15 protein-coding genes and 1 pseudogene are annotated in these 15110 nt (G+C 68.0%); 4 read left to right on the top strand and 12 right to left on the bottom strand.

The genetic code is table 11. The features are described 5' to 3' along the window. Positions 1-48: 48 nt before the first annotated feature. The 7 genes from A5773_RS25840 to A5773_RS25015 form a co-directional block, all read right to left on the bottom strand. Positions 49-150 (bottom strand): 30S ribosomal protein bS22, encoded by a 102-nt coding sequence (locus A5773_RS25840; RefSeq protein ID WP_003402602.1) that lies wholly within the window; start codon positions 148-150, stop codon positions 49-51. 159 nt (positions 151-309) lie between these two features. Further along, the gene (locus A5773_RS25040) at positions 310-564 is read right to left on the bottom strand and encodes a cell division/environmental response transcriptional regulator (protein WP_066956383.1); all 255 of its coding nucleotides are present in this window, start codon (positions 562-564) and stop codon (positions 310-312) included. A 140-nt stretch (positions 565-704) separates the two neighbouring features. Further along, the gene (proC, locus tag A5773_RS25035; protein WP_197507910.1) at positions 705-1580 is read right to left on the bottom strand and encodes a pyrroline-5-carboxylate reductase; all 876 of its coding nucleotides are present in this window, start codon (positions 1578-1580) and stop codon (positions 705-707) included. Between the two features lie 27 nt (positions 1581-1607). After that, on the bottom strand, positions 1608-2453 hold the full coding sequence (locus tag A5773_RS25030; protein ID WP_066956376.1) for a thioesterase family protein: 846 nt from the start codon (positions 2451-2453) through the stop codon (positions 1608-1610). Between the two features lie 14 nt (positions 2454-2467). Continuing rightward, positions 2468-3310 carry a sugar phosphate isomerase/epimerase gene (locus tag A5773_RS25025; RefSeq protein WP_066956373.1) on the bottom strand — a complete coding sequence of 281 codons (843 nt, stop codon included), beginning with the start codon at positions 3308-3310 and terminating at the stop codon, positions 2468-2470. 24 nt (positions 3311-3334) lie between these two features. After that, positions 3335-4282 carry a hypothetical protein gene (locus A5773_RS25020; protein ID WP_066956370.1) on the bottom strand — a complete coding sequence of 316 codons (948 nt, stop codon included), beginning with the start codon at positions 4280-4282 and terminating at the stop codon, positions 3335-3337. Then, positions 4279-5295, bottom strand: coding sequence for a Ppx/GppA family phosphatase (locus A5773_RS25015; protein WP_067212902.1), 1017 nt, complete (start codon positions 5293-5295; stop codon positions 4279-4281). The genes A5773_RS25020 and A5773_RS25015 overlap by 4 nt, the downstream gene beginning before the upstream one ends. A 115-nt stretch (positions 5296-5410) precedes the next feature. Here A5773_RS25015 and A5773_RS25010 point away from each other — a divergent pair, with 115 nt between their 5' ends. After that, positions 5411-6196, top strand: coding sequence for a hypothetical protein (locus A5773_RS25010; RefSeq protein ID WP_066956364.1), 786 nt, complete (start codon positions 5411-5413; stop codon positions 6194-6196). On the opposite strand, the gene A5773_RS25005 is transcribed toward A5773_RS25010, so the two are convergent. Beyond that, positions 6159-6911 carry a FadR/GntR family transcriptional regulator gene (locus tag A5773_RS25005; protein WP_066956360.1) on the bottom strand — a complete coding sequence of 251 codons (753 nt, stop codon included), beginning with the start codon at positions 6909-6911 and terminating at the stop codon, positions 6159-6161. The two genes, A5773_RS25010 and A5773_RS25005, sit on opposite strands and share 38 nt — an antisense overlap. 42 nt (positions 6912-6953) lie before the next feature. Here A5773_RS25005 and A5773_RS25000 point away from each other — a divergent pair, with 42 nt between their 5' ends. From A5773_RS25000 to A5773_RS24990, 3 genes are read left to right on the top strand one after another with little or no spacing between them, the layout of a single operon-like run. Next, entirely contained in the window at positions 6954-7922 is a 969-nt protein-coding gene (locus A5773_RS25000; RefSeq protein WP_067793095.1) for a hypothetical protein, read from the top strand. Further along, positions 7919-8248, top strand: coding sequence for a hypothetical protein (locus A5773_RS24995; RefSeq protein WP_066956354.1), 330 nt, complete (start codon positions 7919-7921; stop codon positions 8246-8248). The genes A5773_RS25000 and A5773_RS24995 overlap by 4 nt, the downstream gene beginning before the upstream one ends. After that, the gene (locus A5773_RS24990; protein WP_066956352.1) at positions 8245-10098 is read left to right on the top strand and encodes a GMC family oxidoreductase N-terminal domain-containing protein; all 1854 of its coding nucleotides are present in this window, start codon (positions 8245-8247) and stop codon (positions 10096-10098) included. The genes A5773_RS24995 and A5773_RS24990 overlap by 4 nt, the downstream gene beginning before the upstream one ends. A gap of 47 nt (positions 10099-10145) precedes the next feature. Here the strand turns inward: A5773_RS24990 and A5773_RS26825 are convergent. The 4 genes and pseudogenes from A5773_RS26825 to A5773_RS24970 all read right to left on the bottom strand — a co-directional run. Then, positions 10146-10319, bottom strand: a pseudogene (locus tag A5773_RS26825) (PE/PPE C-terminal domain-containing protein); the annotation flags it as partial. A gap of 22 nt (positions 10320-10341) precedes the next feature. After that, on the bottom strand, positions 10342-11580 hold the full coding sequence (locus A5773_RS26705; RefSeq protein WP_067793092.1) for a PPE family protein: 1239 nt from the start codon (positions 11578-11580) through the stop codon (positions 10342-10344). A gap of 165 nt (positions 11581-11745) precedes the next feature. Beyond that, positions 11746-14682: an RND family transporter gene (locus A5773_RS24975; protein WP_067793091.1), complete on the bottom strand. Its 2937-nt coding sequence runs from the start codon at positions 14680-14682 to the stop codon at positions 11746-11748. After that, positions 14679-15101 carry an MmpS family transport accessory protein gene (locus tag A5773_RS24970; RefSeq protein ID WP_197507909.1) on the bottom strand — a complete coding sequence of 141 codons (423 nt, stop codon included), beginning with the start codon at positions 15099-15101 and terminating at the stop codon, positions 14679-14681. Before A5773_RS24970 ends, A5773_RS24975 begins: the two co-directional genes overlap by 4 nt. Between the last annotated feature and the right edge of the window lie 9 nt (positions 15102-15110).

Genomic DNA, 15110 nt, shown 5'->3' with positions numbered 1-15110 from the left:
AACAGCCTATCCACCAGGAGAGACCGCAGCACTACGCCGCGGGCGGGCCTACTTGCCGAGTTTTCTGCGCTGCACCCGCGTGCGGCGCAACAACTTGCGGTGCTTCTTCTTGGACATGCGCTTGCGCCGCTTCTTGATTACTGAACCCATGAACTCCGCTATCTGACCCGTGACCTGCTTGCAGGATTGACCCGGACACTTTACCCGGCGGGACGCACCGAACACCAAACCGGCGTCGACGGCCGCCGCGTAACCGCGAAGCGCACCGCTGGCTGCCCGCACACTCCGCGCAAGCAGCCAGTTTCAGGGTCAGCCCGCGTCGAAGTAAGACGTCTCCAGCATGTCGTGCACCGCCTTGGCGTGCACCCGGAAAGACCGCCCGACCCGGACCGCGGGCAGCTCGCCGTTGTGCACCAGTCGATACACCGTCATCTTGGAGACCCGCATCAACGCCGCCACCTCGGCGACCGTCAAGAATTGTGTCCTGCCCTGCTGGCCCTCGCCGGAACCGGCGTCCCGCTTACCAGCGGAATCTCGCGCCGATGGCCCGTTCGTAGACGTCATCGCAACCCAATCGTGTCAGGCCCGCGCAATGCCAGCGGCTTCCCCTCCGCTGGCACCCACACGTGCATACAAAGAGGAGAATAGCGGGACTAATGGGGTTACTGGTACTGGTGGGGGACAATCAGTTCAAAATTTGTGGATTACTCCGATGTAATTCTTAGCTGCTCAGAGCGCGTTTTGGCGGCCTGAACCGCCGCATCCACGGCCGCCCGCAGTCCGCCCTTTTCCAGTTCGCGAAGCCCCGCGGCAGTGGTGCCACCGGGTGAGGTGATGGTCGCCCGCAACTGCGTCGCCGTGGCGTCCACCCGCAGCCCCGGCGCCTCCCCCTCGCCCGGCCGCCGTTCGGCGTCCATCCGTTCCAGCAGCATGGCCGCGGACCCGGCCATCGTCTGCGCCGTCAGGTCGGCCGCCACGTCCCGGCTCAGGCCCGCGGCTACCCCGGCGTCCACCAGGGCCTCGACCATCAAGAAGAAGTACGCCGGGCCGGACCCCGACAGCGCCGTCACGGCGTCCATCTGGGCTTCCGGCACGGTCAGCACGCCGCCGACCGAGTCGAACAGGGCCGAGACGCCCTCGAGCTGCGGGACGGTGACGAACCGGCCCCTGGCCAGCGCCGTCACCCCCGCGCCGACCAGTGCCGCCGCGTTGGGCATCGCCCGGACCACCGGCGTTCCGGCCGGGAGCTTCGACTCGAAATACGAGACGCTGATCCCCGCCGCGACGGTGACGAACACCTGCTCGGCGCTGTCGCTCTCGGACGCGGCGGCCGCCTTCGCCAGCTCCGCCATCACGGGCTCCACATCGCCGGGCTTGACCGCGACCACGACGAAGGATGCGTTCTCCACCGCGTCGGGCACCGAAGTGATCAACACCGAGTAGGTGTCGGCCAGATACTGGGCGCGCTCCGGAACGCGTTCGGCGACCACCAGGTCTTTCACCTGCCGGCCCGCGCGGAGCAGACCCGACAGCAGTGCCTCCCCGATGCTGCCGCCACCGATGATCGCGATTCTTGCCATGCCCGACAGCATCGCAGACAGCGGCGGCTACCCGGCGGCAGGGACCAACGCCAATTGGCGGGCTTGCACCACCAGGCGACCCAGGCTGTCGACGACCGTGTGGTCCTCGTCGAACCAGTCGTGCCCGATCTCGGTGCACGTCGCGATGATTCGCAGCCACCCGTCGGCGGGCAGTCCGCGCAGGAAGGCGGTCAGCTGGACGGTGGGAGCCCAGCCGGTGCGCTCCACGGCGAAGGTGACCGGCGCCGACAGATCCCCGCACATGAGCGCGAACAGCGCGTCGGGAGCCACGCCCCGCGGGCGCGCCCACATCTGGATCACCGGCGGGCCACCGTCAGCGGACGGCCCCAGGGTCGACAGCACCGGACGCACATCGCAGCCTTCGCCGAGGTGCACCAGGCCGGCCAACGGATGCCCGGGCCCGATCGGCGCGATGTCGTCGGGGGGCTCGGGCGCCATCAGGCCCACGACAGGGTTGGCTGACAGCAGCGGCTTGGCATCACCGTCGGGCGGAAAATGTTCCGGCTCGCCGAGGTTGACCACGGCGTGCACCGCGGTGCGGTCGCCCTGGGTGAGCTCGACGTCGACGACGCTGATCCGGCGGCCGCGCTTACGGATCGAGGTCACCAACCGCATCGGGCCCGGATCGGGGGCCCACAGGAAGTTCGCCGACACCGCGACGGGTTGCTGGGCCGGTTCGAAGCCGGCCGGCGACTCTGCGCCGCAGGCGGTGCGGGCGGCGTTGGCGCAAAGCGCCAGCATCGCGCCGCCGTGCACCTTCGGACCGATGGTCCAGTGCTTGTTGAGCTCACCCTCAAAGACGCCGGGGTCAACCTGCCGCAAGGCCATCGCGGTGGTGAATAACGCGTTCATGGTCTCCTGGGTTATCAGCGCAGCAGGTGTGTGCGGGCGAACTGCAACGATTCGGCGAGCATGCTTTCGCGCTCACTGGCGCTGCGCGCGCTGGATGTGGACACCTCCAGGATGACGTGGCCGGCGAAGTGGCTGCCGGCCAGCATCTGGCACACCTCGGCGGTGGGCTGGGTGCCATGTCCGGGCACCAGGTGCTCGTCGGCGGGCAGGCCGCTGCCGTCGCACAGGTGCAGGTGGACCAACCCGCCCCCCATCCGCTGCGCCATGTCCAGCGAGTCGGTGCCCGCGGTCGACGTGTGGGACAGGTCCAGCGTGTAGTGCGTGTGGTTGCCGTCCAGCGGGTCGTACGAGGGCGCGAACGCAGATATCGCCGGCCCCGGGCCGCCGCCACGCCGGCGCATCCGCTCCCGCGATTGGCCGGATCCGAAGAACCGGTCCGCCCGGAACGGGAACATGTTTTCCACCGCGACCATCACGTCGCTCGACGCTTCCAGCTCGGCGACCTGGTCGCTGAATCCGTCGGCGTACCGACGCTGCCAGCGAAACGGCGGGTGCACGACCACCGTCTGCGCGCCGAGTTGCTCTGCCGCCCGCACGCTGCGGTCCAGCTTGGAGATCGGGTTGGCGCCCCACACCCGCTGCGAGATGAGCAGGCAGGGCGCGTGCACGGACAAGACCGGTACGCGATAGCGGCGGGACAGCTTCTGGACGGCGTCGATGTCCTGGCTGACCGACTCGGCCCACACCATCAGCTCGACGCCGTCGTAGCCGAGCCGGGCCGCATACTCGAATGCGGCCTCGGCCCGCAATGGGTACACCGAAGCCGTCGAAAGTCCGACTTTGATAGCTGGGCGCAACGGTCTGTGTGGTCCCGGATCCGCCTAGCCCGACTGCAGCGACAGCGCCAAGGGGCCCAGGGTGATCAGCGACCCCACCGCGACCGCGATCAACGTGCTGGCGATGTCCTCGGTCTTGCGCACCACCCGAACGCCGGCCACCAGGCCCAGGATCACCAGCACCGAGAGCACCAAGGCCACGATGCTGTTCCAGCGCCACAACTGGTCGAAGGCGACGAACAATCCCGCGCCGAAAGCGACGGCCAGAATCGACTGGAACACGACCAGGCTGCCGCGCCACAGCGACTCGAGCCTGCCCTGCGCCGGGTGGACGTCGGTGGCCGCGTCCGCGCGCACGGTCGCGCCGTCGAGGTGATCCTCCTCGCGCTCCTCGTCCGCTACGAATCCGGTGGCCAGCGGGTCTGCGTCGTCTTCGGCCTCGTCGGTCTCGGTGCGCAGGAAGGATCGCACGTATGCCGAGTCCTCCAGTGCGGGTTCGGCGTCGCGGACCTCCGAATCCATCACGTCCACCGGGAGATCGCTGTAGTGGTCCAGCGGGTCGGGATTCATGCCCTCGGCACCGGACTGCCCGGTGCCGTTGGTCTCCCCCGCCTCGACGTGGCTCAGGGGGCGCGGGTACGCGCTGCGCTCAGGCCCGGCCGCCTTGCTGGGTTGCGACGGCGACTTGGGCCAGCGCGGCTCCGGCTGCGACCAGTACGCGGTGGCGGGCTTTTCCTCGGTTTGCTGCTCGGAGGCGGCGACGACGGGTTCGGCGCTGGGCCGTTCGGCCGTGCGGGGGTCCTCTTGGTCGTCACGGATGACCGGAATCTCGCCGGTCAGCTCAGCGACGGTCACCGCGTCGCTGTCGCCGCGCCGCCGGCGCCGGCGCCGCGTGACTGCCGGCGCGCCGATGGTTCCGTTCTTGGCCAGCAGTTCGGCCACCGAGATCGGCCGAGTGCCGGGGCTGTCGGTCTCAGAATGTGGTCCGGTCATGCTTTGTCGCCTCTCGATCGGTTCCCGTCCCGATCACCTGCCTGGCCTCCAGCATCGCGCACGGAACGCTTCATGAGGGGTGTTCCGTCGGCTTCGCTGTCGAGTTTGCGCAAGATGAGACCTTCCCGTAATGCCCACGGGCAGATATCCACCGATTCAATCGACAGCGCTCGCATGCTCGCCTCCGCCACCAGCGCACCCGCCACGATCTGCGGCGCCCGCTCGGCGCTCACCCCTTCCAGTTCTGCCCGGTCAGCGGTCGTCATCCTAGAGATGAAAGATATGAGTTGCCTGAGGCCGTTTGCTGTGAGCGTCCTCTTCGCCCGCGGGCCGGCCGCCGACGGCGCCGCGCCGGTGAGCCGTGCCAGGGAGCGGAACGTCTTGGAGGTTGCCACCGCCAGGTCGGGGGCACCGGCTTCCAGCACGGTCACGGCGGCATCGGCGAGCTCGGCGTCCAGCCAGTCCCGCAGCATCCCCACCCGGCGCCGGCCGGGCGGATCGTCGGGCAGCCATTCGCGGGTCAATCGGCCGGCACCCAGCGGCAGCGACAGGGCAACCTCGGGCTCCTCGTCGACGCCGCTGGACATTTCCAGCGAGCCGCCGCCGATGTCGAGGTTGATGATCCGCCCCGCACTCCACCCGTACCAGCGGCGCACGGCCAGAAAGGTCAGCCGCGACTCGTCGACGCCACTGAGAGCCTCCAGCTCGACACCGGTTTCTTTGCGGATGCGGGTGAGCACGTCGTCGGAGTTCACCGCGTCACGCAGGGCGGACGTGGCAAAGGCCATCAGCTCGGCGCAGCCCGAGCTGTCCGCGATCTTGGCGAACTCGTCGATCGTGGAGATGAGTTTCTCGGCGCCGCGCTTGGTGATCTTGCCGGAGCTGTCGATGGACTCGGCGAGGCGCAGCGTGGCCTTGGTCGAACTCATGGGCGTGGGATGCCCACCACGGTGCGCATCAACCACAAGCAGATGCACCGTGTTGCTGCCCACGTCGAGCACGCCCAATCGCACGGGAAACAACCTAGTCGGCGAAGATGCTGCCCGCTGTGGAGGTTGCCGATGTTGCGGCGTCGGGCCCCGAGTGTCAGCAAGCCGAAGAGCCGGAAGCGTCGACTAACGTGGACCCGTGGCGAATCCTTATCCGGAGCCGGGGCACGAGGTCGAACTCGACTTCGCCCGTGAGTGGGTGGAGTTCTACGACCCGGACAATCCCGAGCACCTGATCGCGGCGGACCTCACCTGGTTGTTGTCGCGCTGGACATGCGTGTTCGGCACACCCGCTTGCCACGGCACGGTGGCCGGCCGCCCAGACGACGGATGCTGTTCGCACGGGGCGTTCTTATCCGACGACGACGACCGTGCCCGGCTCGACGACGCCGTGCAGCAGCTGACCGACGAAGACTGGCAGTTCCGCGAAAAGGGCTTGGGCCGCAAGGGATATCTGGAGCTCGACGAGCACGACGGGCAGGCCCAGTACCGCACCCGCAAACACAAGGACGCCTGCATCTTCTTGAACCGGCCCGGCTTCCCCGCCGGCACCGGGTGCGCGCTGCACAGCAAAGCCCTCAAGCTGGGCGTCGCGCCGTTGACCATGAAGCCCGATGTCTGCTGGCAGTTGCCCATCCGGCGCAGCCAGGAGTGGGTGACGCGGCCCGACGGCACCGAAATCCTCAAAACCACTGTCACCGAATACGATCGGCGCGGCTGGGGCTCCGGGGGTGCCGACCTGCATTGGTACTGCACCGGCGACCCCGGCGCCCATGTCGGCGCCAAGCAGGTGTGGGAGAGCATGGCCGATGAGCTCACCGAGCTGCTCGGCGCCAAGGCCTACGCGGAACTGGCGGCGATGTGCAAGCGCCGCAGCAAGTTGGGGCTCATCGCGGTCCATCCGGCGACTCGCCTCGCCGAGTAACTTCAGTCTTGTTGTACGACAACACCATTCGCTGTGCGCTGGCGTGCAGGTAGTCCTCCACCGCCGCGGCCGCCCCATCCTCGTCGCCCGACAGCACGGCGTCGGTGATGGCACTGAGGCCGGCTACCACGGGCGCGGCGTCGTCATAAGCGGCGGTGAGGTCGTGCTCTCGGCCGCCGAAGGCGTGCTCGACCCAGCGGTACAGCAACACCAGCGCGCGGTTGCGGCTGTGATGGATGAGCACCCGGAAGTAGGCGAGGTCGGCAGCCTGGCGCGCGGCCGCGCTGTCGGCCTCGCGAACCGCGGCCAACGCGGCGCGTAGGGCCTCGGCATCCCCGCGGGCGCCGTGTCGCGCGGCCGAACGGCCGATCAGCGGGCCCAGGGCCGCCCGGATTTCGAACAGTTCCACCAGGAACTCGGGGCCCAGTTTGCGGACCAGCGCCTCGACGACCGCGGGGTGGGTGAGCGCCTGCGGGTCGGCGACCACGTTGCCGCTGCCGTGGCGGGCCTCGATCAGGCCCATCTGCTGCAGCCTGGCCAGACCCTGCCGCAGCGACGTGCGGTTGACACCGAGCTGTTCGGCCAGTTCGCGCTCGGGCGGCAACGCCGATCCCGGCGGAAACGCCCCGTCGAGGATGGCGTCGGTGATGGACGCGGCGATCTGTTCATCGACGCGTTGGCGGTCGGGCGGGCGCAGCGGAGTTGACTGGTTCATTGGCTCAACCAATATAGTGGACGGACCCACGGAAGGTGAGCAATGGACGGCGAGATGCGATCGGCGGCGGCCCCGCGCTGGCGCGGCAAGGCCGGGCGCCTGGAGGTCTGGTACGCCACCCTCTCGGATCCGGTGACGCGCGCCGGCCTATGGGTGCACTGCGAGACGGTGGCCCCGCTGGCCGGCGCCGACGATGCCTACGCGCACGGCTGGGCCACCTGGTTTGCCCCCGACGGGCCGCCACGCACCGAGCGGTTCGGGCCCGTGCCCGCCCGGCCCGCCGCCGGCCCCTGGTGGTTCGACGCCGACGGCGTGCGCGTGGGTGACGAACGGCTGAGCGGACGCGCCGGGTCACTCGCCTGGGATCTGTCCTGGACCGACACCGGCGCACCGCTGTGGACGTTTCCCCGCGCCGCCTGGGAGCGCGAGCTGCTGCCGGGCGCCCAGGTCGTCCTGGCCCCCACCGCCGACTTCACCGGCTCACTGACCATCAACGACGCCGCCGCGCGCATCGAGGGGTGGCGCGGCGGCGTCGCCCACATCTACGGGCACGGCAATGCCAAACGCTGGGGATGGGTCCATGCCGACCTCGGCAATGGCGACGTGTGCGAGGCGGTCACCGCCGTATCGCACAAGCCGGGCCTGAACAGGCTGGCGCCGCTGGCGTTCGTTCGATTTCGGATCGACGGAAAGGATTGGCCTGCAAGCCCTTTAACAAGCCGCCTGCCGTCACTGCGGATGCGCACGACGCTCGGCGTGGCGCACTGGCAGCTGGAGGGACGCATCGGCGGTCGCCGGGTGCTCATCCGGATCGACCAGCCGGCGGAGCGGTGCGTGAGCCTGCAATACACCGATCCCGACGGCGGCAAGGCGGTGTGCACCAACACCGAACAAGCCGACGTCCACATCGAGATCGACGACCGGCACTGGTCGGTGCTGGGCACCGGGCATGCCGAGGTGGGCTTGCGCGGCCGCGCGGCACCCGACGTCAACGAAAGGATTCCGAAATGAGCTTTCTGCTGGACCCACCACTGCTATTTGCCTCCGGCGTGCTCATCGAGCGGCGGCTGCCCGCCGACCGTCGCGATGTCGCCGAGGCCGCCACGCTGGGTGTCTTCTTCGGCGGGTCGTTCGGGCTGTACAACAACGTCCCCGGATTGGGATTGTTGTGGCGGCCCTTCCGTGCCCGCAATGGTCGCGACTTCATGTGGAACAGCGGGGTTTTCGGCGTGAATACCGCTGAAGCGGACTGGCCCCTGCACGCCGCGGCGGGCGCCATCTTCGCCACCTATCCGTTCTTCATCAAGATGGGCCGCCGGCTCGCGCGGGTGATATGAGCCTGGTCGCGTCGTTCGGGAGCGCCCTACTACCGGAGGAATATGGCGGCCCGACACCGCCCGAGCTGACCGATCGCGTCGAGCGATATCTGCGGCAGCTGCCGACGACATCGCGGGTCGCGATGCGCGCCGGGATGTTCGCGCTGGCCGCGGCGAGCTACGTCACCACCGGCCGGTCACTGCCCCGGCTCGGCCCCGATCGGCGCGAGCAGGTGGTGCGGCGCGTCGCCGCGCTGAGCCCAGACGCCGGCGCGGCCGTCGAGGCCATGAAGGCGGTTGTGCTCTTGGCCAACGGCGCGGAAACCTATGCGCCGGAACTGCTTTCGCATGCCAAAGAGCACGGAACGGCCCGGCGCGACGCGACGTTGAACGTCGTCTCCTCGGCCGAGAGCGGTTCGGTCGTCACCGCGGATGCGGTGATTGTGGGGTCCGGTGCCGGCGGCGCGATGGTGGCCCGCACCCTGGCGCGGGCCGGGCTGGACGTCGTCGTTCTCGAGGAGGGGCGCCGGTGGACGGTCGAAGAATTCCGCACCACTCATCCCATCGACCGCTACGCCGGGTTGTACCGCGGCGGCGGGGCCACCATCGCCCTCGGACGTCCGTCAGTCGTGCTGCCCATCGGGCGGGCGGTCGGCGGCACCACGGTGGTGAACTCCGGCACCTGCTACCGCCCGCCGGCAGAAGTGCAGCGTCGCTGGCGTGACGAGTTCGGGCTCGCCCTGGCCGATTCGGACCGGCTGACCGAGCGCCTCGACGACGTCGAGCACACCCTGCGGGTCGCCCCGGTGCCGCTGGAAGTCATGGGCCGCAACGGGCGGCTGCTGCTGGACGCCGCCGCCACACTGGGCTGGCGGGCGGCGCCCATTCCGCGCAACGCGCCGGGCTGCGAAGGCTGTTGCCAGTGCGCGATCGGCTGTCCCCGCAATGCCAAGTTCGGCGTGCACCTCAACGCGCTGCCCGAGGCGTGCGCGGCGGGTGCGCGGATCATCTCCGATGCCCGCGTCGAGCGGGTGTTGCATCGGCACGGGCGCGCCCGGGGAGTGCGGGCCCGCCGGGCCGACGGCACGGCCCTGGACGTCCTGGCCGACACGGTACTCGTGGCGGCCGGCGCCACCGAAACGCCAGGGCTGTTGCGGCGGAGCGACTTCGGTGCGCATCCGCGGCTCGGCCGCAACCTGGCGCTGCATCCGGCGACAATGCTCGCCGGACGTTTCGAGGACGACGTCGTCGCCTGGCACGGGGTGCTGCAAAGCGCCGCGGTTCACGAGCTTCACGAATCACACGGCGTGCTGATCGAGGCGACATCGACCCCACCCGGCATGGGTTCGATGGTGTTTCCCGGCTATGGCGCCGAGCTGCTCGGCTGGCTGGACACCGCACCCCGGGTGGCGACGTTCGGTGCGATGGTGGCCGATCGCGGCGTCGGCTCGGTGTCCTCGGTGCGTGGTGAAACGCTGGTGCGCTACAACATCTCCCGCGCCGACATCGCCAAGCTCGTCGTCGCAATCGAGGCCATGGGCCGGCTGTTGTTCGCGGCGGGCGCGACCGAGGTGCTCACCGGTTTACCGGGGGCGACGACGGTGACGTCGCTGCCCGCCCTGCAGGACGCCCTGCGCCGTTGCGACCCAAAAGGCTTGCACCTGGCCGCCTTTCACCCGACCGGCACGGCCGCAGCCGGTGTCGACGCTCAGCTCTGTCCGGTCGACGAGACCGGGCGGCTGCGCGGCGTGGACGGGGTATGGGTCGCCGACGCCTCGATCCTGCCGAGCTGCCCGGAGGTCAACCCGCAGGTGTCGATCATGGCGCTGGCGTTGGGCGTGGCCGACGAAGTGCTGAGCGCACGCAGCTGATCGAGCGCCAGACCTGTCACCGTTGCCATGAGCGCCTCCTGGAACGTGCGCCCCGGCGCAGTGGCCTCGACGCTCAAAGCCGTTGAAGGCAGCGCCGGTTCGACCTGCGGGGCGGTCGCCGTCCAGGCCGCCGGCACGGACAGCGAACCGAGCGAGGCCGCCTCGCCGACCCCTGCGGACGGCGCGCCAACCCCGGACGAGGGGTGGAGCGGCCACTGCATGTCGCCTCTTGCCACGATTTACCTACCCTGAACCGGCGGCTGCCAGGTCGGCGCCCGAAATGGTTCGAGCCCACTCCAACAACCCATCCGCGTCGAGCTGAGGCTGAATGCCTGCGGTACCCGCCAGGCCTGGCGAGGCCAGCCCGCCTACCGCGACCCCCAATGCGCCCGGCGAGCTGGGGATGGGGGTGACGGAGGCGATGCTGACGGTGCCGAAGACGTTGGTGATGGACGCGCCGGCGGGGCCGGCGATAGCGGTGGCGGTGTTCCCGAAGGTTTCGATGGCGACCTGTTCCCCGCCGACAACGGGGAGCGTGGCCGAGCCGTTGACGAGGCTGACCAGGACCTCCTGGAACGATCCCGGGGTGAGGACGAGTGGGGCGGAGTCGGCAGTGACGTCAACACCGCTAGGAATCAGAACACCGCCCTCGGAACAGTCGATCAACGTGTGAATTGTGCTGCCCGGGTTGACGATAACGGAGCCGAAACTGATCAGATTTGTTCCGGAGCCCGTGATCGTGATCGAGCCGCTGTTGACGGACATGCCGGTGTCGGTGCCGATGGCGATGGTGTCACCCGGCGCGACGGTGACGGTTTCGCCGGGAGCGACGGGCCCGACGGTGTCGGCGGTGGTGGAGCTGAGGGTGTGCATCGTGGTGTTGGTCGAGGCCACCTGCTGTGTGACGTTGCCGGCGGCCTGCGCCACCGGCTGGGCCTGGGCGCCCTGCGCCGCCGGGTTGGTGGTCTGCGGCGGCTCGTCGAACGGGGTCAGGGTGCTGGCGGTCTCGGACGCGGCGGCATACCCATACATCGCCGTGGCGTCTTGTACCCACATCTGCATGTATTGGGCTTCGGTGGCCGCGATCGCCGGGGCGTTCTGGCCGAAGAAATTGGTCGCGATCAGCGCCAGCAGCTGCACCCGGTTGGCCGCGATCACCGGCGGGGGCACCGTCATCGCGAACGCCGCCTCATAGGCCGCGGCCGCCGCGTAAGCCTGGGCGGCGGTCTGCGTGGCCTGAGCAGCGGCAGTCGACAGCCATTCCACATAGGGGGTGGCCGCGGCCGTCATGAGCAGCGACGAGGGGCCGGACCACGCCTGGCCGGTCAGTCCGGCCAGCTCGGCCGCATAGCCGCCGGCGGTGGACTCCAGCTCGGCGGCCAGCGCGTCCCAACCGGCCGCCGCCGCGAGCATCGGCCCCGCCCCCGGGCCTGCGTACATCAGTCCGGAGTTGACCTCCGGAGGCAGCGACGCAAAATCCATGTCGTCAGTCCTCTCCGCGGCAGCCGGCAGGGGTAGTTTTCAACATCCATAGAATAGTTTTTCAACGGCCATAGAATAACGCCGGCGGTGTTCGGGCACCAGCGATTGGCACAAACGGCGGGGGAAACTCGAGCCGTGTCCGGGTTAGACGGTCGGCGTCGCGTGCTACGTCTGCGGATCCGGCGCGATCGCGTGCCGCGGCTGGTACAGCAGTGCACGGACCAGCGGGCGCGGCCCGACCGACCGAAGCATCTGGCTGGCTGGGCGGACTCGTACCCGCTTCGGCCACCAGAACCAACGTCCCATCACCGTCATGATCGACGGCGTGATGAGGGATCGGACGACGAAGGTGTCGAACATCAAGCCGAGCCCGATCGTCGTGCCGAACTGGCCGATCGCCCGCAGATCGCTGGTGATCATCGTGGCCATGGTGACGGCGAACACCAGACCGGCCGCGGTAACCACCGGGCCGGTCAGGCCCATCCCGCGGATGAGTCCGGTCTTCAGGCCGGCACCGATCTCCTCTTCGATTCGGGACACCAGCATCAGGTTGTAGTCCGACCCCACCGCCAAGAGCACAATCAACGCGAATTCTGTTGCTACCCAGTGTAACTGGAAATGCAGAAGGTGCTGCCAGATCAGTGTCGAGAACCCGAACGCCGCCCCGAGCGACATCACGATCGTGCCGACGATCACGCCGGCAGCGACCAAGGCGCGGGTGACGATCACCATGATGATGAAGATGAGCACGATCGAGGCCACCCCGGCGATCATCAGGTCGAACTTCGCGCCGTTGGCGATGTCGTAAAACGTTGCGGCCGTACCGCCGAGGTAAATGTCGGCGTTTTGCAGCGAGGTGAGTTTCAGCGCCTCCTTGGCTGCTTGGCGCTCCTTGTCGACGGACGCGATTCCCTGCGTCGTCGCCGGATCCACTGCATGGGTGATGATGAAGCGAGCGGCCTTGCCGTCCGGTGACACCATCAAACGCAATCCCAGCTGGAAGTCCGGGTTGTCGAAGATCTCGGGCGGCAGGTAGAAGAGGCTCTCGATCTGAGAGTCGTTGAAGGACTTGCCCATCACGGCGTTGGTATCGGTCAGCCGGTCGAACTGATCGATCAGGTTGTCGAAGGTGCTGTAGATGGTCAGCGTCGTGTCGCGGATCGATTTCGAGACAGCGATGTTCTCGGGAATGATCGCCAGCAGTTCGCGGGTGGCCGCAGCCGTGTTGGTGAGGTCGCTGGTGAGGGCATGAAACTTTTCGGCCAGTTGATCGAACCCGTCCAAGGCGTCGAACAGGCTTCGTAACGACCAGCAGATCGGGATGTCGTAGCAGTGCCTCTCCCAGTAGAAGTAACTGCGAATCGGTCTCCAGAAGTCGTCGAAATCCGCGATGTGGTCTCGGATCTCGTCCGTGATGGCCGCCGTCTCCCCCGTGGTTTTCGAGCTGTCGTCCGCGGCGTCCGCGAGCTTCTGGGTCACCGCGTACTGGCGCTCCAACAGGGCGATCTGGGTGTCGAGGAAGCCCGTGATTTTCTTGATATCGCCGACGCGGGCCTTCAGGTAATTGAGGTTGTCGCGGATCGGCGCGGTTTGCACACTGAGCTGGAACGGAACGGATCCGTCTTGGATCGGCGGCCCGAGGGGTCTGGTGATGCTCTGCACCCGTTCGATGCCGGGCACCCGGAAGATGGCTCCGGCAATCTTGTCCAGGACCAGCATGTCGGTGGGATTGCGCAGATCGTGGTCCGATTCGATCATCAGCAGGTCCGGGTTCAGGCGGGCCTGGGTGAAGTGTTGATCGGCCGCGTCATACGCCTGAACCGAGGACGCACTCTTCGGTAGGTAGTACAGGTCGTTGTAGCGCGGGTTGAAGCCCATCAAGCCCAGGGCGCCGACGATCGCCAGGATGACGGAGGTGGCGAGGATGGGTGCCGGCCATCGCACGATTGCGGTCGCCAGGCGGCGCCACCGGGTGTAGTTGAACTTTCGCTTCGGATCGAAAAGACCGAAGCCGCTAGCGAATGCGATCAGTGCCGGGGTGAGGGTCACCCCGGCGGCCACCACCACCAGCAGACCGATCGCGCACGGAAACGCCAGCGAACTGAAATAGGGCAGCCTGGTGAAATGCAGACATGCCAGCGCCCCGACGATCGTCAAACCCGAACCCAGCACTACCTTGCTGACCCCGGCGAACGTGTCGTAGTAGGCGGCTTCGCGGTCTAGTCCCCGTTCGCGGGCCTCCTGGTAGCGGCCGACCATGAAGATCGCGTAGTCGGTACCCGCGGCGATCGCCAATGCCGTCAGCAGGTTGACGGCAAAGGTGGAAAGCCCCATGATGCCCGTGTCGCCCAGCAGCGACACCACGCCTCGGCCGGTGGCCAGTCCGACGAACAGAATCACCATCGTCAGCAGCACAGTGCCGATGGACCGATAGACGAACATCAGCATGACCGCGATGATGACGATGGTGATGATCGTCATCTTGAACAGGCTCGCGTTGCCCACGACGATCGTGTCGTCGGTCAGGGCTCCCTGACCCGCGACGTAGGCCTTGACCCCAGGCGGCGGCTTCGAGTCCGCGACGATCTTGCGAACCGCGTCAACCGACTCGTCGCCGACGGCGCCGCCCTGGTCACCGCGCAGGTTGACCTGGACGTAGGCGGACTTGTGGTCATAGCTCTCGACACCCGAAGCCGTAAACCGCTGCCCCCAGAAATTCAGCGCGTGCTCGACGTGTTCGGTGTCCTGCTTCAGCTTCTTGACCAGATCGTCGTAATACCGGTGAGCGTCCTCGCCGAGCGGCTTGTCACCGACCAGGGTCACCAGGACGAGGTTGTCGGAGTCGTATTCCTTGAATTTCTCCCCGATGTGCTTCATCCCGGTCACCGACGGCGCGTCGGACGGGGAGAGCGGCACCGAGACGTCCTCGGCGACCTTCTCCAACTGTGGGACGAAGACATTGACGCCGACCGCGATCAGCAGCCAGGTCACGACGATCGGCAGCGCCAGAACGCGGATGGTGCGGGCCAGCCGCGGTTTGCGCTCGACTTCGGTGCGTTGCGCGACGGGGATTTCGTCCGTGTCGCTCGTGTCGTCGGTCATGCGGACTTGTCCAAGCAGGAGACCTGCGCGTCACGGGTGTTGACCTGTTGTTGATCGACCAATTTGCCGTCGACGGTGATCCGGCAGCCGATGGAGGGTCCGTCACCCTGGGCCACGACGTAGGCGAAGATGCCGGGCATCTTGGCGACGATCGTCTGCGACCACGGCAACGTGGTGAAGTTCGCCTTCTGCGGTTGTGCGTCCGCATCCATCCAGTTGACGACGCCGGTCGTCCCGGGCGGTCCCAGGATCTCGTAGATGGCGGTCTTGGCCGCGTACGGCGGGGTCGCATCGCGCGGATCGGGCTTGGGCAGGCCGGGTCCCGGGAAGACGCCGCTGAGGCGGTCCACCGCCACGCCGCCGATCACCGCTGCCACGACCACGACCAGCGCGACCCATCCCCGCTTGAGAAGAGTCAACACCGTTCC

It is taken from the genome of Mycobacterium sp. 852014-52450_SCH5900713, assembly GCF_001667075.1.
Classification (GTDB): Bacteria; Actinomycetota; Actinomycetes; order Mycobacteriales; family Mycobacteriaceae; genus Mycobacterium.
The sequence above is the reverse complement of the archived record's forward strand: the minus strand, read 5'-3'. Positions and strand labels throughout refer to the sequence as shown.

Bases quoted from the DNA above. Each gene is read 5' to 3' on its own strand.
- A5773_RS25840 (WP_003402602.1), bottom strand. From the start codon at position 150: ATGGGTTCAGTAATCAAGAAGCGGCGCAAGCGCATGTCCAAGAAGAAG.
- A5773_RS25040 (WP_066956383.1), bottom strand. From the start codon at position 564: ATGACGTCTACGAACGGGCCATCGGCGCGAGATTCCGCTGGTAAGCGG.
- proC (WP_197507910.1), bottom strand. From the start codon at position 1,580: ATGGCAAGAATCGCGATCATCGGTGGCGGCAGCATCGGGGAGGCACTG.
- A5773_RS25030 (WP_066956376.1), bottom strand. From the start codon at position 2,453: ATGAACGCGTTATTCACCACCGCGATGGCCTTGCGGCAGGTTGACCCC.
- A5773_RS25020 (WP_066956370.1), bottom strand. From the start codon at position 4,282: ATGACCGGACCACATTCTGAGACCGACAGCCCCGGCACTCGGCCGATC.
- A5773_RS25005 (WP_066956360.1), bottom strand. From the start codon at position 6,911: ATGAACCAGTCAACTCCGCTGCGCCCGCCCGACCGCCAACGCGTCGAT.
- A5773_RS25000 (WP_067793095.1), top strand. From the start codon at position 6,954: ATGGACGGCGAGATGCGATCGGCGGCGGCCCCGCGCTGGCGCGGCAAG.
- A5773_RS24995 (WP_066956354.1), top strand. From the start codon at position 7,919: ATGAGCTTTCTGCTGGACCCACCACTGCTATTTGCCTCCGGCGTGCTC.
- A5773_RS24990 (WP_066956352.1), top strand. From the start codon at position 8,245: ATGAGCCTGGTCGCGTCGTTCGGGAGCGCCCTACTACCGGAGGAATAT.
- A5773_RS26705 (WP_067793092.1), bottom strand. From the start codon at position 11,580: ATGGATTTTGCGTCGCTGCCTCCGGAGGTCAACTCCGGACTGATGTAC.
- A5773_RS24975 (WP_067793091.1), bottom strand. From the start codon at position 14,682: ATGACCGACGACACGAGCGACACGGACGAAATCCCCGTCGCGCAACGC.